The 21,628-nt window shown below is 68.5% G+C and carries 30 protein-coding genes; 14 read left to right on the forward strand and 16 right to left on the reverse strand.

What is annotated here, in order from left to right:
• Nucleotides 1–92: 92 nt before the first annotated feature.
• Nucleotides 93–1,130 (forward strand): PLP-dependent cysteine synthase family protein, encoded by a 1,038-nt coding sequence (locus ACYQ07_RS14290; protein WP_459882753.1) that lies wholly within the window; start codon nucleotides 93–95, stop codon nucleotides 1,128–1,130.
• 584 nt (nucleotides 1,131–1,714) lie between these two features.
• On the opposite strand, the gene ACYQ07_RS14295 is transcribed toward ACYQ07_RS14290, so the two are convergent.
• The 3 genes from ACYQ07_RS14295 to ACYQ07_RS14305 form a co-directional block, all read right to left on the reverse strand.
• Entirely contained in the window at nucleotides 1,715–3,130 is a 1,416-nt protein-coding gene (locus ACYQ07_RS14295; RefSeq protein WP_459882755.1) for a class II fumarate hydratase, read from the reverse strand.
• A 48-nt stretch (nucleotides 3,131–3,178) separates the two neighbouring features.
• Nucleotides 3,179–3,652 carry an NUDIX domain-containing protein gene (locus tag ACYQ07_RS14300; protein WP_459882757.1) on the reverse strand — a complete coding sequence of 158 codons (474 nt, stop codon included), beginning with the start codon at nucleotides 3,650–3,652 and terminating at the stop codon, nucleotides 3,179–3,181.
• Between the two features lie 103 nt (nucleotides 3,653–3,755).
• Nucleotides 3,756–4,118, reverse strand: a complete 363-nt coding sequence (locus ACYQ07_RS14305) for a BolA family protein (protein ID WP_459882759.1) — start codon at nucleotides 4,116–4,118, stop codon at nucleotides 3,756–3,758.
• Nucleotides 4,119–4,287: 169 nt separating this feature from the next.
• On the opposite strand from ACYQ07_RS14305, the gene ACYQ07_RS14310 reads away from it, so the two are divergent.
• Together ACYQ07_RS14310 and ACYQ07_RS14315 are read left to right on the forward strand one after the other, a co-directional pair.
• On the forward strand, nucleotides 4,288–4,797 hold the full coding sequence (locus ACYQ07_RS14310; RefSeq protein ID WP_459882761.1) for a DedA family protein: 510 nt from the start codon (nucleotides 4,288–4,290) through the stop codon (nucleotides 4,795–4,797).
• A gap of 90 nt (nucleotides 4,798–4,887) precedes the next feature.
• Nucleotides 4,888–5,316 carry a DUF7988 family protein gene (locus tag ACYQ07_RS14315; protein WP_459882763.1) on the forward strand — a complete coding sequence of 143 codons (429 nt, stop codon included), beginning with the start codon at nucleotides 4,888–4,890 and terminating at the stop codon, nucleotides 5,314–5,316.
• Nucleotides 5,317–5,345: 29 nt separating this feature from the next.
• On the opposite strand, the gene ACYQ07_RS14320 is transcribed toward ACYQ07_RS14315, so the two are convergent.
• A complete protein-coding gene (locus tag ACYQ07_RS14320) occupies nucleotides 5,346–5,717 on the reverse strand; it encodes a cupin domain-containing protein (RefSeq protein ID WP_459882765.1) in 372 nt (123 codons plus the stop codon).
• 3 nt (nucleotides 5,718–5,720) lie between these two features.
• Nucleotides 5,721–5,933 carry a hypothetical protein gene (locus ACYQ07_RS14325; RefSeq protein WP_459882767.1) on the reverse strand — a complete coding sequence of 71 codons (213 nt, stop codon included), beginning with the start codon at nucleotides 5,931–5,933 and terminating at the stop codon, nucleotides 5,721–5,723.
• A 9-nt stretch (nucleotides 5,934–5,942) separates the two neighbouring features.
• Between ACYQ07_RS14325 and ACYQ07_RS14330 the strand changes: the two genes are divergently transcribed.
• A complete protein-coding gene (locus tag ACYQ07_RS14330) occupies nucleotides 5,943–6,476 on the forward strand; it encodes a DUF5817 domain-containing protein (RefSeq protein ID WP_459882769.1) in 534 nt (177 codons plus the stop codon).
• Between the two features lie 151 nt (nucleotides 6,477–6,627).
• A complete protein-coding gene (locus ACYQ07_RS14335) occupies nucleotides 6,628–6,966 on the forward strand; it encodes a hypothetical protein (protein ID WP_459882770.1) in 339 nt (112 codons plus the stop codon).
• 20 nt (nucleotides 6,967–6,986) lie between these two features.
• On the opposite strand, the gene ACYQ07_RS14340 is transcribed toward ACYQ07_RS14335, so the two are convergent.
• The 6 genes from ACYQ07_RS14340 to ACYQ07_RS14365 form a co-directional block, all read right to left on the reverse strand.
• The gene (locus ACYQ07_RS14340) at nucleotides 6,987–7,403 is read right to left on the reverse strand and encodes a desampylase (RefSeq protein ID WP_459882771.1); all 417 of its coding nucleotides are present in this window, start codon (nucleotides 7,401–7,403) and stop codon (nucleotides 6,987–6,989) included.
• A 4-nt stretch (nucleotides 7,404–7,407) separates the two neighbouring features.
• Entirely contained in the window at nucleotides 7,408–7,728 is a 321-nt protein-coding gene (locus ACYQ07_RS14345) for a rhodanese-like domain-containing protein (RefSeq protein ID WP_459882772.1), read from the reverse strand.
• A gap of 125 nt (nucleotides 7,729–7,853) precedes the next feature.
• On the reverse strand, nucleotides 7,854–8,762 hold the full coding sequence (pstB, locus tag ACYQ07_RS14350; protein WP_459882774.1) for a phosphate ABC transporter ATP-binding protein PstB: 909 nt from the start codon (nucleotides 8,760–8,762) through the stop codon (nucleotides 7,854–7,856).
• Between the two features lie 6 nt (nucleotides 8,763–8,768).
• Nucleotides 8,769–9,800, reverse strand: a complete 1,032-nt coding sequence (gene pstA, locus ACYQ07_RS14355; protein ID WP_459882775.1) for a phosphate ABC transporter permease PstA — start codon at nucleotides 9,798–9,800, stop codon at nucleotides 8,769–8,771.
• Nucleotides 9,797–10,855, reverse strand: coding sequence for a phosphate ABC transporter permease subunit PstC (gene pstC, locus ACYQ07_RS14360; protein ID WP_459882777.1), 1,059 nt, complete (start codon nucleotides 10,853–10,855; stop codon nucleotides 9,797–9,799). The genes pstA and pstC overlap by 4 nt, the downstream gene beginning before the upstream one ends.
• A complete protein-coding gene (locus tag ACYQ07_RS14365; protein ID WP_459882778.1) occupies nucleotides 10,852–11,916 on the reverse strand; it encodes a PstS family phosphate ABC transporter substrate-binding protein in 1,065 nt (354 codons plus the stop codon). Before ACYQ07_RS14365 ends, pstC begins: the two co-directional genes overlap by 4 nt.
• 209 nt (nucleotides 11,917–12,125) lie before the next feature.
• Here ACYQ07_RS14365 and ACYQ07_RS14370 point away from each other — a divergent pair, with 209 nt between their 5' ends.
• The 6 genes from ACYQ07_RS14370 (at nucleotide 12,126) to ACYQ07_RS14395 (ending at nucleotide 15,136) form a co-directional block, all read left to right on the forward strand.
• Entirely contained in the window at nucleotides 12,126–13,124 is a 999-nt protein-coding gene (locus ACYQ07_RS14370; RefSeq protein WP_459882779.1) for a PhoU domain-containing protein, read from the forward strand.
• Nucleotides 13,125–13,199: 75 nt separating this feature from the next.
• Nucleotides 13,200–13,583, forward strand: coding sequence for a DUF7971 family protein (locus ACYQ07_RS14375; RefSeq protein WP_459882781.1), 384 nt, complete (start codon nucleotides 13,200–13,202; stop codon nucleotides 13,581–13,583).
• A gap of 74 nt (nucleotides 13,584–13,657) precedes the next feature.
• Nucleotides 13,658–13,942, forward strand: a complete 285-nt coding sequence (locus ACYQ07_RS14380) for a ubiquitin-like small modifier protein 1 (protein WP_459882782.1) — start codon at nucleotides 13,658–13,660, stop codon at nucleotides 13,940–13,942.
• On the forward strand, nucleotides 13,935–14,270 hold the full coding sequence (locus ACYQ07_RS14385; RefSeq protein ID WP_459882784.1) for a MoaD-like domain-containing protein: 336 nt from the start codon (nucleotides 13,935–13,937) through the stop codon (nucleotides 14,268–14,270). The genes ACYQ07_RS14380 and ACYQ07_RS14385 overlap by 8 nt, the downstream gene beginning before the upstream one ends.
• Nucleotides 14,267–14,722, forward strand: a complete 456-nt coding sequence (locus ACYQ07_RS14390) for a DUF8048 family protein (protein WP_459882785.1) — start codon at nucleotides 14,267–14,269, stop codon at nucleotides 14,720–14,722. Before ACYQ07_RS14385 ends, ACYQ07_RS14390 begins: the two co-directional genes overlap by 4 nt.
• A 57-nt stretch (nucleotides 14,723–14,779) precedes the next feature.
• Nucleotides 14,780–15,136: a hypothetical protein gene (locus tag ACYQ07_RS14395; RefSeq protein WP_459883065.1), complete on the forward strand. Its 357-nt coding sequence runs from the start codon at nucleotides 14,780–14,782 to the stop codon at nucleotides 15,134–15,136.
• A gap of 17 nt (nucleotides 15,137–15,153) precedes the next feature.
• Here the strand turns inward: ACYQ07_RS14395 and ACYQ07_RS14400 are convergent, their stop codons facing one another.
• Genes ACYQ07_RS14400 through ACYQ07_RS14410 form a run of 3 tightly spaced genes read right to left on the reverse strand, consistent with a single transcriptional unit; the run spans nucleotide 15,154 to nucleotide 17,668 of the window.
• Entirely contained in the window at nucleotides 15,154–15,462 is a 309-nt protein-coding gene (locus ACYQ07_RS14400) for a hypothetical protein (protein WP_459883074.1), read from the reverse strand.
• Nucleotides 15,350–15,691, reverse strand: coding sequence for a DUF8066 domain-containing protein (locus tag ACYQ07_RS14405; RefSeq protein ID WP_459882787.1), 342 nt, complete (start codon nucleotides 15,689–15,691; stop codon nucleotides 15,350–15,352). The genes ACYQ07_RS14400 and ACYQ07_RS14405 overlap by 113 nt, the downstream gene beginning before the upstream one ends.
• A gap of 51 nt (nucleotides 15,692–15,742) precedes the next feature.
• Nucleotides 15,743–17,668 carry an aldehyde ferredoxin oxidoreductase family protein gene (locus tag ACYQ07_RS14410; RefSeq protein ID WP_459882789.1) on the reverse strand — a complete coding sequence of 642 codons (1,926 nt, stop codon included), beginning with the start codon at nucleotides 17,666–17,668 and terminating at the stop codon, nucleotides 15,743–15,745.
• A gap of 156 nt (nucleotides 17,669–17,824) precedes the next feature.
• On the opposite strand from ACYQ07_RS14410, the gene ACYQ07_RS14415 reads away from it, so the two are divergent.
• Nucleotides 17,825–18,343, forward strand: a complete 519-nt coding sequence (locus ACYQ07_RS14415; protein WP_459882791.1) for a VanZ family protein — start codon at nucleotides 17,825–17,827, stop codon at nucleotides 18,341–18,343.
• A gap of 20 nt (nucleotides 18,344–18,363) precedes the next feature.
• Here the strand turns inward: ACYQ07_RS14415 and ACYQ07_RS14420 are convergent, their stop codons facing one another.
• Nucleotides 18,364–18,951, reverse strand: a complete 588-nt coding sequence (locus ACYQ07_RS14420; RefSeq protein ID WP_459882792.1) for an SRPBCC family protein — start codon at nucleotides 18,949–18,951, stop codon at nucleotides 18,364–18,366.
• Between the two features lie 102 nt (nucleotides 18,952–19,053).
• Between ACYQ07_RS14420 and ACYQ07_RS14425 the strand changes: the two genes are divergently transcribed.
• Both ACYQ07_RS14425 and ACYQ07_RS14430 read left to right on the forward strand, forming a co-directional pair.
• Nucleotides 19,054–20,148, forward strand: coding sequence for an archaeosine biosynthesis radical SAM protein RaSEA (locus ACYQ07_RS14425; RefSeq protein ID WP_459882793.1), 1,095 nt, complete (start codon nucleotides 19,054–19,056; stop codon nucleotides 20,146–20,148).
• A gap of 91 nt (nucleotides 20,149–20,239) precedes the next feature.
• Nucleotides 20,240–20,686 (forward strand): universal stress protein, encoded by a 447-nt coding sequence (locus ACYQ07_RS14430; RefSeq protein ID WP_459882794.1) that lies wholly within the window; start codon nucleotides 20,240–20,242, stop codon nucleotides 20,684–20,686.
• Nucleotides 20,687–20,727: 41 nt separating this feature from the next.
• Here ACYQ07_RS14430 and surE read toward each other — a convergent pair whose 3' ends face one another.
• Nucleotides 20,728–21,585, reverse strand: a complete 858-nt coding sequence (gene surE, locus ACYQ07_RS14435; RefSeq protein WP_459882795.1) for a 5'/3'-nucleotidase SurE — start codon at nucleotides 21,583–21,585, stop codon at nucleotides 20,728–20,730.
• Nucleotides 21,586–21,628: the final 43 nt, after the last annotated feature.

Consider the following 21,628-nt stretch of genomic DNA (forward strand, 5'->3'; position numbering starts at 1 on the left):
GTGGACGATAGCGGACCGAATGCGACCACTGGCTTCTGTGAAGTCCGGCGCCGGCGGAACCACTTAAGGGGCTCCCCTGCGCCGATCCGACCATGAGGGAGTCCGCCGACGCGGCGCCCGCGGTCGACGAGTCGACGCTGTTCGAGACGCCCCTCGTCGAGCTCGATCTGGGCGTGGCGCCGACGATGTACGCGAAAGTCGAGTGGTTCAACCTGCTCGATGCCGGCCCCAGCGGGGGATCGGTGAAGTCGCGAATCGCCCGGTCGATGGTCGACGCGGCGGAGGTCGCCGGCGGGCTCGACGACGGAGCGACGATCCTCGAACCCTCCAGCGGGAACACGGGTGCGGCGGTCGCGCGGATCGGCCGCGCCCGGGGGTACGACGTGGAGATCGTGACGACGGCGGACGCCGGCGTCGGCAAACGGCGGGCCATTCGAGAGGCCGGGGCGCAGATCCGCACGGTCCCGGCCGACGCCACCTACGACGCGATCATCGACCGGGTCGAGTCGCTCGTCTCGTCGGGCGACTACTGCTGGCTCAACCAGTACGACAACCCGAACAACCCGGGCATTCACGAGTCGACGACCGGCGCCGAGATCCGCGAGCAGTCCCCCGAGGTGGACGCGTTCGTGACGGGCGTGGGAACCGGCGGGACGATTTCAGGCGTTGCGCGGGCGCTCGACGCGGATGGCGGTCGGGGAGGAGCGGGAGACGACGGCGTGCGCGTCGTCGGCTACGAGCCCGCCGCCGATTCCACCGACATCGAGGGGCTCCGCTACCTCCGCACTGGCGACCACCCGTACCAGTCCACCTACGAGCGGGCGCGGCTCGACGACCGCCGCTACCTCACCACGGACGACGCGTATAAGGGCGCGCGCTGGCTGCGGGAGCAGTACGCCGACCGTGAGGTACGGGTCCACGACGGCGGACAGTGGGACACGGCAACCGTGCGGGAGGAGTTGCGTGTCGACGGAGAGTTTCTCGTCGGTCCCTCCTCCGGTGGCAACGTCGCCCTTATCAGGGAGCTCGCCGGCGAGGGCGCGCTCGGCGCCGACGACACGGTCGTCACCATGCTGTGTGACCGCGGCGACCGCTATCGCGAGGGGCTCTGGAGTGACGTGGTCGGGTGAGAAGAGTCTGTTGAGCGATACCGGGAGTAGGTGTATCAAGTGGTTGTGTGAGGAGTTTATAAGCGGGGCGTTGGTGGCGGTATGGTTCGTTTATAAAGAAAGATTGTTCGATGAGTTGTTGGTGGTACGCTGATGGGGACCGCCTTCAAAAGCCCCAGCCGGCTCCGGTCGAGGGGCTTGCTGCGCGCTTTTCAGGGCGTCTCTCCGCACCGCCCGACGCCCTGAAAAGTGCTTACGTCACCCGTCTTCCCGGAGCCGGCTGCCCCTTTGAGCCCCACCCCGCACAGCACGACACCGCAGCCTCAGTCCTCCCCAGCCTCGGTCGACGGCGGCCGCGGGGCCGCTCCGCGGCCGCCGTCGACCTCCCTCGCGCGCGTTTCTCGCGCGCGCCGACCGCGACCTGGGTTTATAATATAGCAGCGAAACCGCTCACGACCTTTATAAGCGATTCCCGATGCCGTCAGTTGCAACATTCACTCCCGTCATCTCTCAGTGAAAATCCTGGACGAATTGGAGCCGAGCAGAACCGGTTACTCCTCAGGGATTTCGACGCAAGCAAAAAACGCGTCCCAACGAGTATCGCGCTACTCGTCGTCGTCGCCGCCGAGAATGACGCGGTGGGTCATCGCCTCGGGGTCGAGCACCTCGTCGGCCTCCGCCTCGGTGAGGTACCCCTCGCTCACGGCGACCTCGCGGACGGTCTTGTCCTCGGCGAGCGCCAGTTTGGCGACCTTCGAGGCCTTGTCGTAGCCGATCGCGGGGTTGAGCGCGGTGGCGAGCGCCATCGAGCGGTCCACCTGCTCGGAACAGTGCTCCTCGTTGGCCTCCAGTTTGGCGACGAACTTCTCGCCGAACGTCTCGCTGGCGTTCGCGAGCATCGTGGCCGACTGCAGGAAGTTGTGTGCCAGCACGGGCTTGTAGAGGTTCAAGTCGAGTTCGCCGCGCGCGGCGCCGGCGGAGACGGCGGCGTCGTTGCCCACGACCTGTTTGTGAACCTGGTTAACCGCCTCCGCGACGACCGGGTTGATCTTGCCGGGCATGATCGAGGAGCCGGGCTGGTTCTCCGGCTGCTCGATCTCGCCGAGCCCGTTTCGGGGGCCGGACGCGAGCAGACGGAGGTCGTTGGCGATCTTGTTGAGGCTGCCCGCGACCGTGCGGAGCGCGCCGTGCGCCTCGCCCATCGCGTCGTGGGCCGCCTGCGCCTCGAAGTGGTCGTCGGCCTCGCGGAACTCCGTGTTCGTCTCGTCGGAGATGTACTCCGCCGCGAGCGCGGGGAACTCGGGGTGGGTGTTGAGGCCCGTTCCCACGGCGGTCCCCCCGAGCGCGAGCTCGCGAAGGTGGTCCTGCACGTCGTTGACGCGCTTGATTCCCTTCTCGACCTGTGTGCGGTAGCCGCCGAACTCCTGGCCGAGGCGGACGGGCGTGGCGTCCTGTAAGTGCGTGCGGCCGGTCTTGACGACGCCGTCGAACTCCGCCTCCTTCGCCTCCAGTTCGGCGTGGAGCGTCTCCAGTGCGGGGACGAGGTCCTTCTCGACGGCCTCCAGTGCGGCGACGTGCATCGCCGTGGGGATCACGTCGTTGCTGGACTGCCCGTAGTTGACGTGGTCGTTGGGGTGGACGACGCGGTCGCCGACCTCCGCGCCCGCGATCTCCGCGGCGCGGTTGGCGATCACCTCGTTGGCGTTCATGTTCGAGGAGGTGCCCGAGCCGGTCTGGAACACGTCCACGGGGAACTGGTCGTCGTGCTCGCCGGCGATCACCTCGTCGGCGGCGGCGACGATCACCTCCGCGGTGTCGTCGTCGATCAGCCCGAGGTCGCGGTTGGCCTGCGCGGCCGACTTCTTGACGACGCCGAGCGCGCGGACGAACCGGCGGCCGAACGTGATCCCGGAGATGGGGAAGTTCTCGACGGCGCGCTGGGTCTGTGCGCCCCAGTAGGCGTCCGCGGGAACCTGCATCTCACCGAGACTGTCCTCCTCCGTGCGGTAGTCCTCACCCATGGTCGAGGGTTCCGCGGAGAGTTGCTAAAAGCTACTGAAAGCGGCCGACTATCGCTCGTTCTCCGCGGCGGAAGGTGCTCCCGCTCCCGTGTCGGTCGACGCGGCGACCCTGTCCGGACTGTCACGCCGATATGCCGTCGCTGCACGCTCGACCGCGCGCCCCTGCGGCGTGGAGAGGCGCTCGGCGGCCGCCCCGGGCCGTTCCCACGCCGCCTCGACGTGCTCGTCGCTCAACGACACCGCACGCGACTCGCCGGTGCCGTAGAAGTAGACGGCGAGACGCCCCTCGTCGGCGTCGTTGCGCCAGGATACCGTGTGGACCGGCTCCTCGACCGTCGGCGCGAGTCCGGTCTCCTCGCGTATTTCGCGGCGGACGCCGTCACGGACGTCCTCCCTCGGCGCGAGTCGTCCGCCCGGCAGCTCCCACCCGCCGTCGCTCGCGCGGCGAACGACGAGCACGGCGCCGTCCACGAACACGACGCCGCGAAGGCTCACCGTCGCCCGGAGGTGTTCGTCCGTCATCGTTGCTCACCCATGCGCGTAGCAACCATGACGGAAAATACCACATGAACGATATTGAAGGTAGTGACTGGGTCAGCCGCTCAGGGAGCCGGCACCAAGTCGCTCACCGCTCCAACTCGTCGGACTCGTCGGACTCGTCGGCGTCCCCGCCGTCGGCCGGCAGGAGTCCCGCATCGCGGAGCTCGGCGTCGAGGCTTCCGTCGCCGTGTTCGGCATACGCCTCAGGGGTGTACGTCTTGATCTCCAGCGCGTGGACCGCCTCCGTCATCTCCTCGCCGACCGCGTCGTACACCAGTTGGTGTTGGTCGACGAGCGACTCGCCCTCGAAGGCGGGCGAGACGACGAGCGCCGCGAAGTGGGCGTCCTCGTGTTCCGGATCCGGCGCACGCGGCGTCGACACGCGGGCGACGGCGTCCTCGATCCCGTCCTCGATGAGCGCCGCCACTTGTTCGGGACTAATGGTCATACTCGCCTCACGGGCCCGCGCGGGCAAAAGCGAACCGCAACCGGACGGCGACTGCCACCGATCGGCGCCGGAACCCCACCTGGGGAACACCGGCCACTCGGACTCGTCCACAACGGGCTTTTGTCGGCGGCCGGTCTAGCACCACTATCCGCTAGCGGTTCCCACCACGATGTTCGACGCTCTCGCTGACGCCGCGCTCGCCACCCTCCTGCGGTACGGGCTGCCGGCGCTGTTCGGGCTGTTCGTCGTGAAGGGCGCGATCGTCGGGAAGCCGGTTCCGACGACCGTCGCCCTTCCGGGCTTCCTCCTCGCGACGGGAGCGGACCGGGCGGCGACGCTCGTCGCCGTGCTCGTCGCGAGCGTCGGCTACACCGTCGGCCAGCTGGTCGTCTTTCGGCTCTCCGCGCGATACGGGCTGGACGCCGTCGAGTCGCTCCCGTACGTCACGGTCTCGGACGCGGAGCTGGCGCGGGCGGACCGGCTGTTCACCCGGTACGCCGGCGGCGCTATCGTCGTCACCAACTTCGTCCCCTACGTCGGCAGCTTCGTGATGATCCCGGCGGGGATCTCGGCGTACCCGTTCTCGCGGGCGGCGGTCTACGCGTTCGTCTCGACCGTGGCGAACTACGTCCTCATCGTCGCCGTCGTCGTGTGGTCCGTCGACTTCTTTTTCGTGTGATCCCGGCGCCCGCCGGACGACCATCGGGTGTCGTCGCCGACGACGACGCCGACCACAACCGCTTTCGGCCGGCACCGCGCACCCCCAGCCGTGACGGACCTGGACGCCGACGCCGCCCGCGACCGCCTCCTCACGGCCCACCGGGAGACGGTCGACGCTACGCTCGACTGTGCGGATGCCGTGAGCGCCGCGTTCGAGACGACGGTCGACGGCGACCCCGCGACGGAAAACTCCCGGGAGATGCGCGCGAACCTCCGAGCCGCGATGGAGCGCGCGGGACTGCTGAACGCGCTCGCCGAGCTGCTTCCCGATGTCGTCGATGCCGCGGGCGCGACGATGGGAGCGCCGCCGGTCGCAGCACCCCCCTACGTCACGGTCACGTCGACGGGACCGGTGCTTCGCGCGACGGTCGGCGAGGAGCGGCTCGTGGTCCGGATCGAGGCGTTCGCCGTCGAGGACGGGCTGTTCATCCGGCGAACACCGTCGCTGGCGAGTGTGGTGTCGGTCGCGGTGAAGTAGCAGCGTGGTGCGGAAACGCGGATTCGCCCTTAGAGGGGACCGTCCTCGCCGCTCGGTTTCGCCTCCTCACCCCAGTCCGGGTCCGGACGTGCCGGGGCGAACACGTCGAAGCCCTCCACCGGCACGTCGCCCTCGTTCACCGCCGAGTGCGGCTCCCCGCCCGGGATGACGAACGTGTCGCCGGCGTGGACGTGCAGCTCCTCGTCACCCACGTAGAAGGTGAGCGTGCCGCTCGTCACCGTCCCCACCTGCTCGTGGTGGTGGTCGTGTTCCGGCACCTCCGCGCCGGGCTCGATGTAGAAGCGCTGGATGCTCGCCTCCTCGCCCGCGGCTCCCTGCTTTAGGTGGACACCCGACACCGCCTCGACGCCGTCGCCCTCGTCGCTGGATACTACGTCCATGTTTCAATCGGCGACGGGAACCCCTATAAAAGTCGTGGCGCGAATGACGGCTGCGGGCGGCCGCGGGCGGCCGCGGGCGCTGGCGTCGCCATGGTCGGTCGCGTGGTCGTCGCCGTGGTCGGTCGTCTCGTTGTCGACGACCGCTTCGGTCGCCGCCGTCCGCTCGCCTTGCCGATGCTGCAGGCTTCCCGAATGTTCAAACCGGATGCCGGCCAAGCGAGGGGCATGTACGCCGTCGTCGGCTGTAACGAGTGTGCGAACATGTGGCTCCTGACGGACCCGCGGACGAGCGAGACCGCCCAGTGTTCACGGTGCGGCAAGACGCACCGGACCAAACGGCTCAAGCGGTTCTTCGAGTCCGAGGACCGTGCGGCCGCCAGGGAGGCACGGTCCGCGCTGCTCGCGAAGAAGCACGGCGACAGCGAGGCGTTCGCCGCGGTCGACCACGTCGCCGACCTCGAACAAGCCGTCGAGGACGCCGGCATCGACGACCGCGAATACCTGGAGGAGTCGGGGCTCGACGCCGACGCCGTTTTCGAGGCCGGCGCGCGCGTCGAGAGTGGCGGCGGGGGAAGCTCGCGCTCACGCGAGGCGGTCGTCCGAGCCGGAATCCGCGAAGCGGACGAGGCGACCGAGGCGTCCGTCGTCGACTACGCGACCGACCACGGCGTGCCCGCCGATGCCGCACGCGACCTCCTGGAGAAGCTGACGCGCCGCGGTGAGGTCTCCGAGTCACGCGGCGTCTACCGCCTGCTCTGACTCCCGGCACCCGCGTGACGCTCGTCGCGTCTGACGCCAGGCCGCCGATCTCGCTCCGCCCCGACGCCCGCCCCGACACACGGCCCGTCACACGCGCGTATTCCGCTCGTCTGACACACGTTTTTACCCGCTCGTGTGGTACCGTATGACAATGTCGTTTCGGAAGGGGGTCGTCGCGGGCTTGCTCGCGGTCGCGGCCGCGGCAGCCGGCGCGCTCGGTGTCGCCGTCGCCGCGAGCGGAGCCGGCACGCTCCGGGTCGTGCTGGCGATCTCGGCGCTCCTTCTGTGTGCGATCGGCGTCGTGTACGCCCTCGAGGGCTACGCCGTACAGGCGGTCGCACACGTCGTCGCCGGGGGCGGGCTGGCCATCGCCGCTGCCGCCGGGGAGGGAGCCGGCGTCTGGGTCGGTGCCCTGCTTGCGGCCGCCGGCGGCGCGCTGCTCGTCCGCGACGCGCTGCGCCGGCGGGAGCATCGACGCTCCGTAGTGTAAGGCGAACGCGGTGCCGGCGGCTACGCAACGATCCGAACCGTCTCGATCGCGAACCCCTCCTCGTCGCCCCGCCAGCGCCAGGAGCCGACGAACGGGTAGCCGTCGAGCGAGCAGATGACGTACGAGTGGTCGGGCCACGCCGCGTGGTCCGCGTCCGTCTCGCTCGGACGGGAATCGCCGGTCGGGTGCGAGTGGTAGAAGCCGACCACGTCGTGTCCGCTGTCCTCGATCGACTCGATCAGCTCGAACTGCTCGACGGGGTCGATCAGGTAGCGTCTCCGCGGCGTCTCCGCGGCGTTCTCGGCGCGAATCGCCTCGGTGACGGTACTCTCCGTTTCGGCGCGCTCGCCGGCGAGGATTCCACACACCTCCTCGTCGCCGCCCTCGTACGCGTGAGAGATGATGTCGTCGTACGCCGACCGGGTGAAGCCGATCATCCGCCTACTCGGACTCCAGGTCGAACTCCCACTCCCGGTAGCCACCCTCCATGCTGGCGACGGTGACGTCGTCGTCAACGCCCTCGTACGAGGCGATCAGCTTGGCGGCCTGGATCGACGACTGGCCGATCGGACACGCACACACCACGTCGGTGTCACCCCAGTCGATCTCCGGGGCGCGTGTTGGCAGCTCCTGGAGCGGGATATTGATCGCCCCCGGAATGTGGCCCCGCTCGTACTGCGCCGGCGGGCGCGTGTCGACCACGCGCACGTCGTCGCGCTCCACACGCTCGTGGACTTCCTCCGGCGTGAGCTCCTCGACCATGGTCAGTTGGCGACCTCGTTCCGTCGGTCGATAGCTGTCGGGGTCGTCTTCGGTCCCATGCAGAACAGTTCTCGAAGGAGCCGTATAAGCGCCGTGCCGGCGGCAACGCCGCGTTCGTGGGGCCGCTACCCGAACTTCCCGGTGATGTAGTCCTCGACCCGCTGGTTCTCCGGATTCTCGAAGATGCGGTTGGTGTCGCCGAACTCGACGAGCTGGCCGCCGGTGAGGAACACCGCCGTTCTATCCGAGATGCGGGCGGCCTGCTGCATGTTGTGGGTGACGATGACGACCGTGTACTGCTCGGCCAGCTCGTCGATCAGGTCCTCCACCTTCGCGGTGGCGACCGGGTCGAGCGCGGAGGCGGGCTCGTCCATGAGGATTACCTCCGGGTCGGGCGCGATGGCGCGGGCGATACAGAGGCGCTGCTGTTGCCCGCCGGAGAGGTCCAGTCCGGACTCGTCGAGCTGGTCTTTCACCTCATCCCACAGCGCCGCCCCCTTGAGTGCCTCCTCGACGCGTGCGTCGATGTCGCCGTCGTACCCCTGGATCTTCAGCCCGTACGCCACGTTGTCGTAGATGGACTTCGGGAACGGGTTCGGCTTCTGGAACACCATCCCGATCTTGCGTCGGAGTGCGACCGGGTCCACGTCGTCGTCGTACACGTTCTTGCCGCGGAAGTGGAGCTCGCCGTCGATCCGGCAGGAGTCGACCATGTCGTTCATCCGGTTGAGACAGCGGAGGAACGTGGACTTCCCACAGCCGGACGGGCCGATGATCGCGGTTACCTGCTGTTCGGGAATCTGCACGTCGACCGGCTTGAGCGCCTGCACGTCGCCGTAGTGGACGGTGAGCCCCTTCGACTCGATGAGGGTGTCGGCGGCCGAAATCCGCTGGATCGAGGGGGTCGTTTCGCCGGCGGTCTCGCCGGGTGCAGTGTCGGTGCCGGTGCCGCCGTCAGTTCGGGGTGTCACATCGTTCGCATCCGGTTCGACGGGCGGCGCGTCGGTCGTAGTGTCCGTTGTGTTGTCGGTCATGGCGGATTATCGGGTCTCGTACTTGTTGCGAATGAGGATCGCGGTGGCGTTCATGCACAGCAGGATCGCGAGGAGCACGATGATGCCGGCGGCGGCAACGTGTTGGAAGTCGCCCTCCGGCAGTCGGGCCCAGTCGAAGATCTGCATCGGCATCGCGGCGAACGGCCCCGTGAGGTCCGGGTACGGGAGCCCGCCGGCGCCGTCACGGATCGGTGCCGTGAACATCGACGTGGCGGCGCCGACCATGATGAGCGGCGCCGTCTCGCCGATGGCGCGGGACAGCGAGAGGATCGTCCCCGTCATGATCCCCGGAAGCGCGGCCGGGAGCACCACGTCGCGAACGACCTCCCAGTCGGTCGCGCCGACGCCGTAGGCGGCCTGTCGCTGCGACTCCGGCACCGCCCGAAGCGCCTCCTGAGAGGAGACGATGACGATGGGGAGAATGAGCAGCGTGAGCGTGAGCGCGCCGGCGAGGAGGCTCTCCCCGAAGCCGACCGCGCGCACGAACACCGCGAGTCCCAGCAGGCCGTAGACGATGGAGGGGACGCCGGCGAGGTTGGAGATGTTCGCCTCGATGAAGCTCTTCAGGCGACTCTCGGCGGCGTACTCCTCCAGGTAGATGGCGGCGCCGACGCCGAGGAACATCGTGAACACCGCCGTTAACGCGATCAGGATGATCGAGCCGACGAGCGCCGGGTAGATGCCGGCGCCCCGTCCGCCGGGGTAGTAGTTCTCGATGAACCGCGAAGGCGGGTAGGTGAGGAACTCGAGGGTGACCCAGCCCCACGCCTCGTAGATCACGTCGCCAAGCAGCGCCACCAGCGCGACGATGCCGACCATCGTGGAGGCGAGACAGACGCCGACGAAGACGCGACCGAGACGCTGCTTGCGCTCGATGTCGTCGCCCACGTTCGCGAACGGGTCCGCCGGCGTGTCGGCGTCGAACTCGTCGGGGCCGGCGTGGACGCCGGCGTCTGCCGAGGGGTCGGCCACAGAGGTGGGATCGTCGTCGGCCGTCGACTCGTACTCACGGGTCATCGGTACGCCTCCTGATAGCGGCTCTTGATCCACAGGCTCAGCAGGTTCATCGCCAGCGTCATGAGGAACAACAGGAGCCCGACGGCGAACAGGCTCTGGTAGCCGATGGAGCCGACCGACACGTCACTGATCCCGATCTGGACCATGTAGGCGGTCATCGTCTGGATCGGCTCGAACGCGTTCAGCGTGATGTTCGGCTGCATCCCCACCGCCAGCGTGACGGCCATCGTCTCGCCGATGGCCCGCGAGATGGCGAGGATGAACGACGCCATGATCCCGGAGAGCGCGGCGGGGACAACCACGTCGGTCGACACCTCGAACTTGGTCGCGCCGAGTCCGTACGCCGCGTTTCGGAGGTCGTCGGGCACCGCGGACATCGCGTCCTCGGAGAGCGACGACACCATTGGGATGATCATGATGCCGACGACGATGGCGCCGGAGGCGGCGTTGAACGTCCCCACGTCGGGGATCGACGGGTGGAGCGCCGAGAGTCGCTGGAGCTGCGGGGTGATAAACGAGAGCGCGAAGAAGCCGTAGACGATGGTGGGGATGCCGGCGAGCACCTCCAGCGTCGGCTTCACCACCTTTCGCACCCGTCGGTCGGCGTACTCCGAGAGGTAGATGGCGGTCGCCGTCCCCACCGGCAGGGCGATGACGGCGGAGCCCACGACGATGAGCATCGTCCCCCACAGCAGGGGGATCACGCCGTACGAGCGCGGGCGGATGATCGGCGACCAGTCAGTGCCGAAGAGGAAGTCGAACACGCCGACCTGCTGGGCGAGTCCCGCCCGAAGCGCGGTCCACGCCTCGACGGGGCCGCCGGCGAAGAAGCCGGAGAGAACCGCCGACAGCAGGCCGAACAGCGTCTCCTCACGGAAGAAGCCAAGCGCGCCGTCGACGAGAACCAACACGATGCCGAACGTCGTCATGACCGTAATGAGCGCGCACGCGAAGAAGACGGCCCGCACTGCGAGGTTCTTGCCCGCAGGAATGTCCGATCCCGCACGAGTGAGGTCGGCGGGAGCGGCGCCTGAGCCGTCGGTCGAGCCACTCATTCCCACTCACCCGGCGTTTCGCCGACGGATTCGAGTGCGACGTCGAGTCGCTCTCGGCTCTCCGCAACCGTCTCGTCGGGGATCGCGTAGAAGCCGACCATCCGGGCGGCCCACTGGGTCCACGTCAGCGTCTCGCCCTCGTCGACCACCTCGCGGTCGGCGTCGTCGTCGATCTCCTCGAAGAAGAACGACGCGTACGCCCGGAACTCCGGTCGTTGGAGCTCGGGAACTGAAATGTAGACGTACATCGGCCGTGAGAGGGGAGAGTACTCTCCACTCTCGATCGTCTCGCGCGTCGGGATAACGGGGCCGTTGCCGTCGTCGATCCCCACGAGTTTGAGGTCCTCCTCGTTTTCGTAGTAGTAGCCGGCGCCGCCGAACCCGAGAGCGTACTGGTTGCCGCGGACGCCGCGGACGATCACGTTCGTGTCGGCGCTCGCGGAGAAGTCCGACCGAATGTTGCCGTACTCGCCGTTGATCGCCTCGGTGAAGTAGTCGAACGTGCCCGATGCCGAGTCGCGCCCGTACAGGTCGATCTCCTCGTCGCCCCAGGGTTCGTCGGCCCACTCCTCGCGGAGGTCGCCCCACGTCTCGACGTCCGACCCCGACCGCCAGAGGCGGTGGAGCTCCTCGACGGTGAGGTCGTCACACCAGTGGTTGTCCGGGTGGACCCAGATGGCGATACCGTCGAGCGCCGCCTCCAACTCGAGGAAGTCGATGTCGTTGTTCCCACAGAGCGTCTCCTCCTCGGGGAGGATGGCGCGGCTCGCGTTCTGGACGGCGGTGTCGCCGGCGCAGAACCGCTGAAATCCGGCACCGGTTCCCGATCCCCGTACTGGAATACGGACCCGGTTGTTTCGCCACTGGAACTCCTCGGCGACCGCGGCGCCGTGCGGGAGCAGGGTGTTGCTCCCGTCGACGACGATGCGGCCCTCCAGTCCGCGACTATCCTCCCCCCGGACGAGACACCCTGCCAGCGACGCGAGCGTCCCGCCGGCGGCCGCCAGATACGCACGCCTGTCGAGCCCCGAACGGAGCCCGCTGGCCGTGTCGCCTTCCATCGTTCAATGGAGGGGTACTGTCACCTAAATACGCTACTATAATCTCTATTGAGCACTATATATACATACATTCTAGAGTAGATTCTATCGGCAACAAATAGCCAACGGCCCACACAGCACCCGTTTACAAGGGATAGGGCAGATATATCGATCGGCATTCGAGTATATATTTGAATAGATTTATCACTCCTGTGGCACCTGGCTCCGGTATGGAGACGCGGAAGGTGCAAGTCACCGGCGGCTCGACGTACACGGTCTCGATCCCGAAGGAGTGGGCAACCGAGAACGACGTGGGGGCCGGCAGCGAGGTGGAGTTTTACCCTGACGGCGACTCGCTGTTTCTCACGCCGCGTTCCGAGGAGGAGCGCACACGGGGGACGCTCGACGTCGCGAACCTCCACGGTCAGGAGCTCACGCGTGCCGTGACGACGATGTACGTCAGCGGATTCGACGTGATCGAGCTGACCGGCGGGCAGATCACCACCGAGCAGCGCTCGACGATCCGCGAAGCGGTCCAGAGCCTCGTCGGCCTCGAAGTGTTAGAGGAGACCCGCGACCGCGTCGTCGTCCGCGACCTGCTCGACTCCTCGGAGCTGTCGATCCACAACGCCGTCACCCGAATGCGGCTCATCGCGCTGTCGATGCTTGAGGACGCGCTCACGGCGCTCGGTGACCTCGACCACGACCTCGCGCGCGACGTGATCAGTCGGGACGACGACCTCGACCGGCTCTGGATGGTCGTCTCGCGGATCTTCCGGGCGACGCTCCGCACGCCCAAGGCCGCCGAGGAGCTGGGGATCCCCCGCGAGGAGTGTTTCGACTACCACTCCAGCGCCCGGCAGCTGGAGCGCGTCGGCGACCACGCGACGAAGATCGCCCACCTGACGCTCAACATCGAGGAGCCGCTTCCCGACGACGTGCTCGACGCCATCGACGACCTCCACGACGACGCAATCGACGTGATCGACACCGCGATGGACGCGCTGTTCGAGGACGACAGCGACGATGCGAGCCGGCAGGCGAACGACGCCCGCGAGCAGGTGCGCGCCATCGACGAGCGAGTGCGCGCCATCGATGAACTGCTCCGTGACCTCGACCCCGCCCGCGCACAGCTGCTCGGGCTGGTCGTCGACTCCGTGCTCCGCTCCGCCGACTACGGCGGCAACATCGCGGAGACGGCCCTCCAAAAGGCGGCTCCGACGCCGTAATCCGCGGCAGCGAATTATCCCCTCACGGACCGCCGGCGGAGGTGCCTTTTTGAGGGCGGCGGCGAACTCCCAGGTATGCCCGAAGTCACGCTCGGCGTTCCGAAAGGCGTCGTCGAGTCGCTGCCCGAGGAGGACGGCACCGCCGCTCAGGACATGCGCCGCGCCATCGCCGGCGTCCAGTCGCGGATCAACGAGGAGATCGGCGACGCGGAGCCCGCGGAGGCGGCCGCCGTCGTCGCGGACGCGATCGAGCACCTGGAGGAGCAGGCGAGCACCTACCACGAGTTCGTCCCGGAGCTGCGCGCGTGGGGGCAGTCGCCCATCTACGCGATCGCCTGGCGGAACTGCTACGTCGAGCTGATCGGCCAGCTGTACGACCACGACTGGCTCGCCGAGGAGCTCGACCGCGAGCGCAACTTCCGGCTGGTCGAGGACGGCATTCGACTCTCGGACCTCTGACGGGACGGCACTCGACAGCCGCCGCCATCGCCGGCGACGCCCGTTTTTAAGCCCCGCCCGCCCCAAGGTCGACTATGGAACTGGAGCTGCGCTTCTTCGCGACGTTTCGGGAGGCCGTCGGCGGCAAGACCGTCTACCGGGAGGTCGACGACGATGCCACGGTCGGCGACCTCCTTCGGGCGCTGGAGGCCGACTACGACGGGTTGGCCGGCAACCTGATCGTCGACGGCGAGCTCGCGCCCCAAATAAACGTCCTCAAGAACGGTCGGGAGGTGCTCCACCTCGACGGACTCGACACGGAGCTCGCCGACGGTGACCGCGTCTCGGTGTTCCCGCCGGTGGCGGGCGGCCATGTCTGAGGAGGCCGAGCCGCCCGACGACTCATCCGCAGATCTGCCGACTGAGCCCGGCTGGGAGCGCCAAGAGCGGGCGTTTCGCGGGATCTCCCGCCGGCTGGCCGCCCACTATCTGCGGAACCTCGGCGGCACGCTCGTCGGCACCGACGACCCGGCCGAGGCGACTCGGGTGGACGGCGACGGCTGGCGCGCGTCGCTGTCGGCCGGAACGGTGAATCCGGCCGGCGGCATCACCCTCACGGAGGTGACGGTGTCGTTCGTGGGCGACCCGGAAACGCTGGAGGAGCTCCTCCCGAAGTTCAAACAGAAGGCGATGCGTGCGGGGGGATGACCGAGGACGACGCCGACCCCGATTCGGTGGACGACACTGAAACCGCGCCGTCCCCACATCCCATCGAGGGCACCCCCTTCATGAAGGCGGCGGCGCTCGCCAGCGTGACGCCCGACCGGCTCGACACGCTGTTGACCGACGTGCAACGTGACCTCGGCCCGCGAATCGACGACTACCGGCGGCGATACGAGCGGATCGTGGCGACCACCGAGCGTGAGGCGTTTCTCGCCGAACCGGACCACTGGAACGGCGTTGCCGACCGACTGGGTCTGACCGACCGCGAGCGGGACGCCGTCGCTCGCGCACACGCCGCCGCCATCGAGCGGCTCGGAACGGAGTCGGACCGACGCGAGGAGTTCGAGACGGCCCTGGAGATCCGTGCGCCGGTGGTGGTCGGCGTGGCGGCCGCCGATGCCGGATCCGCGGATGACGATCCGCGTTCACCCGACTGAATTCGGCTTGACGGTCGGTTGTTTATAAGCCCTCGGCGCACCGAGACGGGAGTGACGATGTTCGATCTCCTCGTGAGTTTCCTGCTCGGCACGCTCGTTGGCGGGACGGCGCTCGTCGTCGCCGCCCGCTTTGCGGTGTATCGCGACCACGCCGGCGACACGACGCTTCGCCACGGCGTGGTGACCGCACTGCTCGGCGCCCTCGTCTGGGCGCTGTTGGCGTGGGTGCCGCTGGTCGGGACGCTGCTCGCGCTCGCCGGCTGGGTCGCGCTGTTGTACGTTCGCTACCCCGGCGGATGGACGCGGGCCGTCATCACCGGCGTGGGTGCGTGGGCGGTCGCCGTCGTCGTACTCGCCGCGCTCGACCTGCTCGGCCTCGGCGGCTTCTCCGCGGTGGGCGTTCCGGGCACTTAAAGGGGTCGTCGGTTCGGCTACTCCTCGTCGCCGGCGCGATTCGATCTCCGCCACATCACCAGAAACACGACGAGGCCGACCCCGCCCGCGACCCCGACGAGAGTGTCGAGCGGGAGCGACCGGCGCGCGCCGGCGGAGACGTACCGGAGCCCCGACAGCGCCAGTATCGTGTATCCGATGGCGGCGCCGCCGGCGAGCGCGGGCCGCCCCGGCTCACCGCTCGCGCTCGCGGGCGGGTTCGCCGCCGGCGGAGTCGTGGCCCGCGTGCTCCCGGTCTCGCCGTCCCTGACCGTCCCGCCGGTCGCTCGCGTCGAGTCCCGCTTCATGTTCTCGGACCGCCGCGAATCGCTGGGCGGCGTCGGCAATCGAGTCGAGCACGGCCAACACTCTGTAGATCAGGTACGCACCGGCCAACAGCGTGACTGACCAGAGGCCGACCAACAGTTGTCCGATGATCAGCATCGAGTAGACGAGTGTCAACACCGACAGCAGCAGGAGCACGACGCCGAGTGGCGTGCGCATCGCCTCACGGAGGGTAAGCGGGGAGTGAGCCATACGCGGCGCTAGCCGAGCGGGCACCTTAAAAATGGGTGACGAAAGCGACGCTCAGTCGTCCGCGGGCGCGCCGGAGTCGCCGGTGGAGACGCCGGTTCCCGGTCCGACCTCGATGTCGAGCGCGTCGAGCTTCTCGTCGGGGACGACGCCGTCGACCCAGCCGCGGTGGTCGTAGTACTCGGCTTTCATCTGGTCGAGCTCCGCGAGCTCGCCCTCGCTGGCGCCCGTACCGGGGATCGCGTCGGGGTGGCCCTTCACGAACCGGTTCGGGAGCGTGTCGTCGTCGCCGTCGAAGCCGACGAGGTTGTTGTAGTAGCGTTCGAGGTTGTAGATGCGCTCGCCGGCCTCGAACAGCTCATCCTCGGTGACGTCCAGTCCGGTCATCCCGTTGTACTGGAGCACGTACTCCTCGATCCCCTCCGCGAAGGCGTTGAACTTGCAGATGTCGAAGGAGTCCGAGATGGCGTGCAGGTCCTGGAAGGTGGCGGTGAGCTCACCCTTCCCCTCCCACTCGTACGGGTCGACCTTCTCGGGAATGCCGAGGATCTCCGCCGCCGGCGTGTAGCCGCGGAGGTGGCAGGCGCCCCGGTTGGAGGTGGCGAACGCGATCCCCATCCCCTTCATGCAGCGCGGATCGTACGCCGCGATCGACTGCCCCTTCACGGAGAGCTTGTTGCCGTGGGCGTCCTTGCGCTCGGCGACGCGCTCGGGCCCCTCCGCGAGAAGGTCGGCGAGCTCGCCGTCGCGGGTGGCGATCTCGTCGATGAGGTCGATCATGCGCTCGGAGTCGCCCCAGTCGATGCCGACGTCGAGGCTCCCCTCCTCGGTCATCTCCATCGCCATCGCCATCATGTTGCCCGTCTCGATGGTGTCGACCCCCATGTCGTTACACCGTTCCAGCATCAGTGCGATCTCGTCGCGGTCGGTGTGGCCGGAGTTGGGGCCGAGCGCCCACGCGGACTCGTACTCGTACGACTCCACGCGCACGTTCATGTCGTTGCCCTTGTGGTTGAGCTGGACCTCGACCTCCTTCTTGCAGGCGACCGGACAGGAGTGGCAGGTCGGCTCGTCGACGAGGATGTTCTCGCGCACGTTCTCGCCGGAGACGCGCTCGGCGTCCACGTCGGCGCCCTCGGCGTCGGCGAACCCTTCAGTGGACGTGTACTTGGCGTTCTTCGTCGGCAGCCCGTCCATCTCCTCGGTGGCGTTCATCAGGACGTTGGTGCCGTACATCGAGAGCCCGCCCTCGTTGGGTGCGGTCACGTCGGACTCCCGAATCACCTCCATGGCCTGCTGGTAGCCCTCCTGGAACACGTCCGGTTTCGCGGGTTTCGGCATCCGCGTGCCGGCTTTGACGACGACCGCTTTCACCTTCTTCGCCCCCATGACGGCGCCGGTGCCGCCCCGCCCGGAGGCGCGGTCGTCCTCGTTCATCACGCAGGCGTACCGCACCTGGTTCTCTCCGGCCGGGCCGATCGCCATCACGGAGAGGTTGCGGCCGACGGTTCCCTCGACTTCCTCGCCGAGCACGTCGATGGTGTCGTAGACGCCCTTCCCCCAGACGTGGGAGGCGTCGCGAACCTCCACGTCGCCGTCCTCGACGACGAGGTAGACGGGGTCGTCGCTCGCGCCGTCGAGCAGGATCCCGTCGAGCCCCGCCCACTTGAGGCGGGCGCCGGACCAGCCGCCGTGGTGAGAGTCCGTGACGGTGTTCGTCAGCGGCGACTTGGTCACCAGCGCGATTCGCCCGCTCATCACGGTTTGGGTCCCCGTGAGGGGACCGGTCATGAACGCGAGTCGGTTCTCCGGGCCGAGCGGGTCGACGTCCGGCCCCTGCTCGAAGAGGTACTTGACGCCGAGCCCGCGCGCGCCGATGTACTTGCGTGCGTCCTCGTCGTCGATCCCCCGGTAGGATACGTCTCCATCCCCGAGGTCGACCTGTGCGATACGGTCCCTGAAGCCTCCAAGTTCGGTCATGTAAAGATCGTTTATTATATTAGGGCCGAAGCGTGTTAGCTGTTCACGTTGTGGTGAAACTGAAATCAGTTACGTCCGTTCAGCAACCGGGCCGCCGATCGCGCCGCCCTCTCCGGAACCCCGACAGATAACACGTCGGCGACCGCAGTTGCACGCGTGAGCGACCCGCCGGAAGACCGAGGTCCGCGTGGAGACCGTCCGGGTGACGGGAGCCGTGCGGATGGGGACGCCATCCCGGACCGTGTCCCTCGATGGGGGCCGGCGACCGCGTTCGCCGCGCTCGTGCTCGTCGTTTCGCTCGTCCCGATTCCGGGGTCGGGCGGCTCGGGGGGCGTCGGCGGGGGCGCAGGCGGACCCGTCGTCGGGCACCTCCCCAGCTGGGTCGGGCTCACCGACCCGTTCCACTTGGTCGGCTACGCCGTGCTCGGGGCCCTGATAACGCTGGCCGCCGGCACGGACCGGCGCGGGCTCGTGGTCGCCGTGACGCTCGCGACCGGCTTCGGCTTCGGGGTTGAGCTCGCCCAGGCGACCATTCCGTGGCGCACGTTCGCGTGGTCGGACGTGGCCGTTAACGCGGTCGGAGCGGTGGCAGGCGCGAGCGTCGCCAGTCTCCTCGCCCGCCGGCGCGCTTCACGGGAGACGGGCCCGCAGGCGACCGACGACTCGCCACCCTGAGGTCAGCCCGACTTTTATGGTCAACCCGACTCCCCGTCCCCGCCCGCGTGCTCGGCCTCCCGGAGGAGTCGTTCCAGATCGTCGAAAAAGCGGATTGCCACGTGCGCGATCACCGGCGTCACTGCCGTCGGGCCGGCCGCGGCGAGGGCGCCCTCGATCTCAGCCTCTGCGGCCCAGGTGACCTCCGTGCCCGCGTCCGTCTCCGAGAGCTCGACGCCGGCGAGCGCGTCGAAGGAGGCACTCTCATCGGCGGTCTCGCCTTTGCCGTTGACGACGAGCGTGGGGTACCGTGCCTCCTCGACGCGTACCGCCGTCTCGAACGGGGCATCAACGTTCACGTCCGTACCCGTGCCGGGAGCGAGCGACAGCGCCACCGTGAGCGCGTCGCCAGGGTCGAGCGTCCGTTCCTCGACTCCTGACTCGTCGGCCTCGAACAGCGAGACGGCCGGATTGCCGCCGTCAGCCGCCGGTGTCGCCTCGTTGGCTGCAGGGTTATCTCCGTCCGGGAGGGCGGCACGTGCCGTCGCCGCGTCCGTCAGCGCCGCCCACACCGTTTCGGGCGGCGCCTCCAGTTCGTCCGACAGCTGCAGGGACACGCGTTCCGTCATGCACCCGCGTACCCGAGATTCGGTGTTAACGGTTGTTGCCGTGCGGGATGAGTGCGCCCGCAGGGCGACACGGCTTTACGCGCGCGACCGCTTTTCCCGTCAATGAGCGAACCGAGCCCCGACGCCTACGAGCAGGGGCGCGGCATGGACGCGCACAACGAGGTGATGCGCGACATCCGCGCGGAGCGAACGGAGACGTACGACCCGACGGAGCCCACCCGCGTCTGGATCGACGAGGACAACACACCCGACGGCGTGGTGAACTCCCTCACTATCATCCTCAACACCGGCGGCTGCCGGTGGGCCCGCGCCGGCGGCTGCACGATGTGCGGCTACGTCGCGGAGTCCGTCGAGGGTGGTAGCGTCGCCCACGAGGCGCTGATGAACCAGATCGAGGTGTGTCTCGCACACGAACGCGAGAACGCCGACGAGCCCGCCGAGCTGATCAAGATCTACACCTCCGGCTCGTTCCTCGACGAGCGCGAGGTCCCCGAAGAGACCCGGCAGGCGATCGCGGAGACGTTCGCGGACCGCGACCGGATCGTCGTCGAGTCGCTCCCGGACTTCGTCGACCGCGAGAAGGTCGGCGACTTCGCCGAGCACGGCATCGCGACCGACGTGGCCGTCGGACTGGAGACGGCTACCGACCGCGTGCGACACGACTGCGTGAACAAGTACTTCGACTTCGCCGACTTCGAGGCCGCCTGCGATGAGGCCGCCGCCGCGGACGCCACGTTCGACGCCGACGTGGGCGTGAAGGCGTACCTCCTGATGAAGCCGCCGTTCCTCTCGGAGCCGGAGGCCGCCGCCGACATGGTCGACTCCATCCGGCGCTGTGCCGACGTGGATGGCTGTCACACCGTCTCGATGAACCCGACCAACGTCCAGCGCTACACCATGGTCGACGAGCTGTTCTTCGAGGGCGGCTACCGGCCGCCGTGGCTCTGGTCGGTCGCGCACGTGCTCGCGGAGACCGCCGACGTGGACGCCATCGTCGTCTCGGACCCCGTCGGCCACGGCTCCGACCGCGGCGCCCACAACTGCGGCGAGTGTGACGACAGGGTCCAGACCGCCATCAAGGACTTCGACCTCCGACAGGACCCGTCCGTCTTCGAGCAGGTGTCCTGCGAGTGCGAGGCGACCTGGGACGTCGTGATGGACGAGGAGACCAGCTACAACATGCCGTTGGCGCGGTAGCGGAGAGGCCCGACCTGTTGAGGCGCTTCGTCGCTGCCGCCCGACTGCCGGGAGCGACCCCTATTTGTCCGTGCCCGCGCTACGACGCGACATGACTGTCGTAGCTGGCGTCTCGCCGGGACGGGACGAGGAGAAACTGCTGCGGGAAGCCGCACGACTGGCCGACGGCGTGGACGAGGCACTCCACGTCACCCACGTCGTCAGCGAATCGGCCTTCGAGGAGCCGACGGCGGACGCCGACGGCACACCGACCTTCGGTGCGGTCCGCGAGGAGGCCCGGCAGGTCGCCGTCGAGGCGGCCACGGAGGCGCTCGGCGACGACGCCGCCATCTCCCCCGACGGCGAGTCGTTCGAGGCCGTCGGACTCGTCGGTGAGCCGGCCGACGAGCTGATCGAGTACGCCAACCACGTGGACGCGAGCCTTCTCGCGGTGGGCGGACGCGAACGCTCGCCGGTCGGCAAGGCCGTCTTCGGCAGCGTCACACAGACCGTCCTCTTCGAGGCGGGGCGGCCCGTGGTCACCTGTTTCTGCGAGTGAGGGGACGAGCGGGGGCGGAAGAGGAGCGATAAGGTGCCGAACTACTCGGCGACCACGTCGTCGAACGTCCCGCCGATGGACACCTCCTGCCCAACGCGGTCGCCGGCGACCGCGCGCGAGGCTGACAGCGGTGAGAGACTCACCTCTCCTTCGACGGTCGCGCGGCGGTCCGACCCCGGGTCGTCCGGCACGTCGCCACGGAGGAACTCCTGCCAGAACCGGTCGCGAAGCTCCATCCCCATCTCGCCACGCGTCTCCGAGAAGCCGCCTTCAGCCGGCTGGTCGGTGCCGGGGCGGAACTCCATCACGTCGAACCCGCGAGCGGGCTCCGTGATCCGGAACGTCGGATCGGCCGCCGACTCGTCGCTAGCTGTAGGGACGTTGACGTTGAGCACGTCGCCGCCGACCGGCATCTCGCCGTCGCGCTCGAACGCGTCGACCAGGTCCGCTGCTACGCGCTCCGCGAGCCCGAAGTCCGCGCGGGTGGGAGTGGGCGAGATCGGGAGGTTCCCGCGGTCGTACAGCGAAAGCGCGATTCCCGGCGTTCCAAGGAAGGAGGCCTCCATCGCGGCGCCGACGGTCCCGGACTGGCCGAGAATGTGGGCGCCGATGTTCGGTCCGTGATTGCAGCCGGAGACCACGAGATCGGGGTCGAGCTCCAGCGCAACCTCGGCGACGGCGACGCAGTCCGCGGGCGTCCCCTCGACTGCGTAGCCGAAGTCGGTCTCCCGGTAGTCGACGGTGGTGTCCCACCACGAGCGCGCGCCGCCCACGCCCGACTGGTTGGTCGCCGGCGCGACGACGGTCACGTCGTGGTCGTCGGCGAGCGCGCCATACAGCGCCCGCAGCCCGACCGCATCGATGCCGTCGTCGTTCGTGAGGAGGATGTCGCAGGTCACGACGGTGCTACTCGGTCGGGGGCCAAAACGTCGCCGGAACGGC

Source organism: Halorubrum gandharaense, assembly GCF_054654575.1.

Coding starts and splice junctions, on each gene's coding strand:
- ACYQ07_RS14320 (WP_459882765.1), bottom strand. CDS start 5,717: ATGGACGTAGTATCCAGCGACGAGGGCGACGGCGTCGAGGCGGTGTCG.
- ACYQ07_RS14395 (WP_459883065.1), top strand. CDS start 14,780: ATGTTCGATCTCCTCGTGAGTTTCCTGCTCGGCACGCTCGTTGGCGGG.
- ACYQ07_RS14310 (WP_459882761.1), top strand. CDS start 4,288: ATGTTCGACGCTCTCGCTGACGCCGCGCTCGCCACCCTCCTGCGGTAC.
- ACYQ07_RS14430 (WP_459882794.1), top strand. CDS start 20,240: ATGACTGTCGTAGCTGGCGTCTCGCCGGGACGGGACGAGGAGAAACTG.
- ACYQ07_RS14400 (WP_459883074.1), bottom strand. CDS start 15,462: ATGAAGCGGGACTCGACGCGAGCGACCGGCGGGACGGTCAGGGACGGC.
- ACYQ07_RS14300 (WP_459882757.1), bottom strand. CDS start 3,652: ATGACGGACGAACACCTCCGGGCGACGGTGAGCCTTCGCGGCGTCGTG.
- ACYQ07_RS14290 (WP_459882753.1), top strand. CDS start 93: ATGAGGGAGTCCGCCGACGCGGCGCCCGCGGTCGACGAGTCGACGCTG.
- ACYQ07_RS14390 (WP_459882785.1), top strand. CDS start 14,267: ATGACCGAGGACGACGCCGACCCCGATTCGGTGGACGACACTGAAACC.
- ACYQ07_RS14295 (WP_459882755.1), bottom strand. CDS start 3,130: ATGGGTGAGGACTACCGCACGGAGGAGGACAGTCTCGGTGAGATGCAG.
- ACYQ07_RS14330 (WP_459882769.1), top strand. CDS start 5,943: ATGTACGCCGTCGTCGGCTGTAACGAGTGTGCGAACATGTGGCTCCTG.
- ACYQ07_RS14405 (WP_459882787.1), bottom strand. CDS start 15,691: ATGGCTCACTCCCCGCTTACCCTCCGTGAGGCGATGCGCACGCCACTC.
- ACYQ07_RS14380 (WP_459882782.1), top strand. CDS start 13,658: ATGGAACTGGAGCTGCGCTTCTTCGCGACGTTTCGGGAGGCCGTCGGC.
- ACYQ07_RS14365 (WP_459882778.1), bottom strand. CDS start 11,916: ATGGAAGGCGACACGGCCAGCGGGCTCCGTTCGGGGCTCGACAGGCGT.
- ACYQ07_RS14425 (WP_459882793.1), top strand. CDS start 19,054: ATGAGCGAACCGAGCCCCGACGCCTACGAGCAGGGGCGCGGCATGGAC.
- ACYQ07_RS14340 (WP_459882771.1), bottom strand. CDS start 7,403: ATGATCGGCTTCACCCGGTCGGCGTACGACGACATCATCTCTCACGCG.
- ACYQ07_RS14375 (WP_459882781.1), top strand. CDS start 13,200: ATGCCCGAAGTCACGCTCGGCGTTCCGAAAGGCGTCGTCGAGTCGCTG.
- ACYQ07_RS14410 (WP_459882789.1), bottom strand. CDS start 17,668: ATGACCGAACTTGGAGGCTTCAGGGACCGTATCGCACAGGTCGACCTC.
- ACYQ07_RS14385 (WP_459882784.1), top strand. CDS start 13,935: ATGTCTGAGGAGGCCGAGCCGCCCGACGACTCATCCGCAGATCTGCCG.
- ACYQ07_RS14345 (WP_459882772.1), bottom strand. CDS start 7,728: ATGGTCGAGGAGCTCACGCCGGAGGAAGTCCACGAGCGTGTGGAGCGC.
- ACYQ07_RS14335 (WP_459882770.1), top strand. CDS start 6,628: ATGTCGTTTCGGAAGGGGGTCGTCGCGGGCTTGCTCGCGGTCGCGGCC.
- pstA (WP_459882775.1), bottom strand. CDS start 9,800: ATGACCCGTGAGTACGAGTCGACGGCCGACGACGATCCCACCTCTGTG.
- ACYQ07_RS14370 (WP_459882779.1), top strand. CDS start 12,126: ATGGAGACGCGGAAGGTGCAAGTCACCGGCGGCTCGACGTACACGGTC.
- pstB (WP_459882774.1), bottom strand. CDS start 8,762: ATGACCGACAACACAACGGACACTACGACCGACGCGCCGCCCGTCGAA.
- ACYQ07_RS14305 (WP_459882759.1), bottom strand. CDS start 4,118: ATGACCATTAGTCCCGAACAAGTGGCGGCGCTCATCGAGGACGGGATC.
- ACYQ07_RS14420 (WP_459882792.1), bottom strand. CDS start 18,951: ATGACGGAACGCGTGTCCCTGCAGCTGTCGGACGAACTGGAGGCGCCG.
- pstC (WP_459882777.1), bottom strand. CDS start 10,855: ATGAGTGGCTCGACCGACGGCTCAGGCGCCGCTCCCGCCGACCTCACT.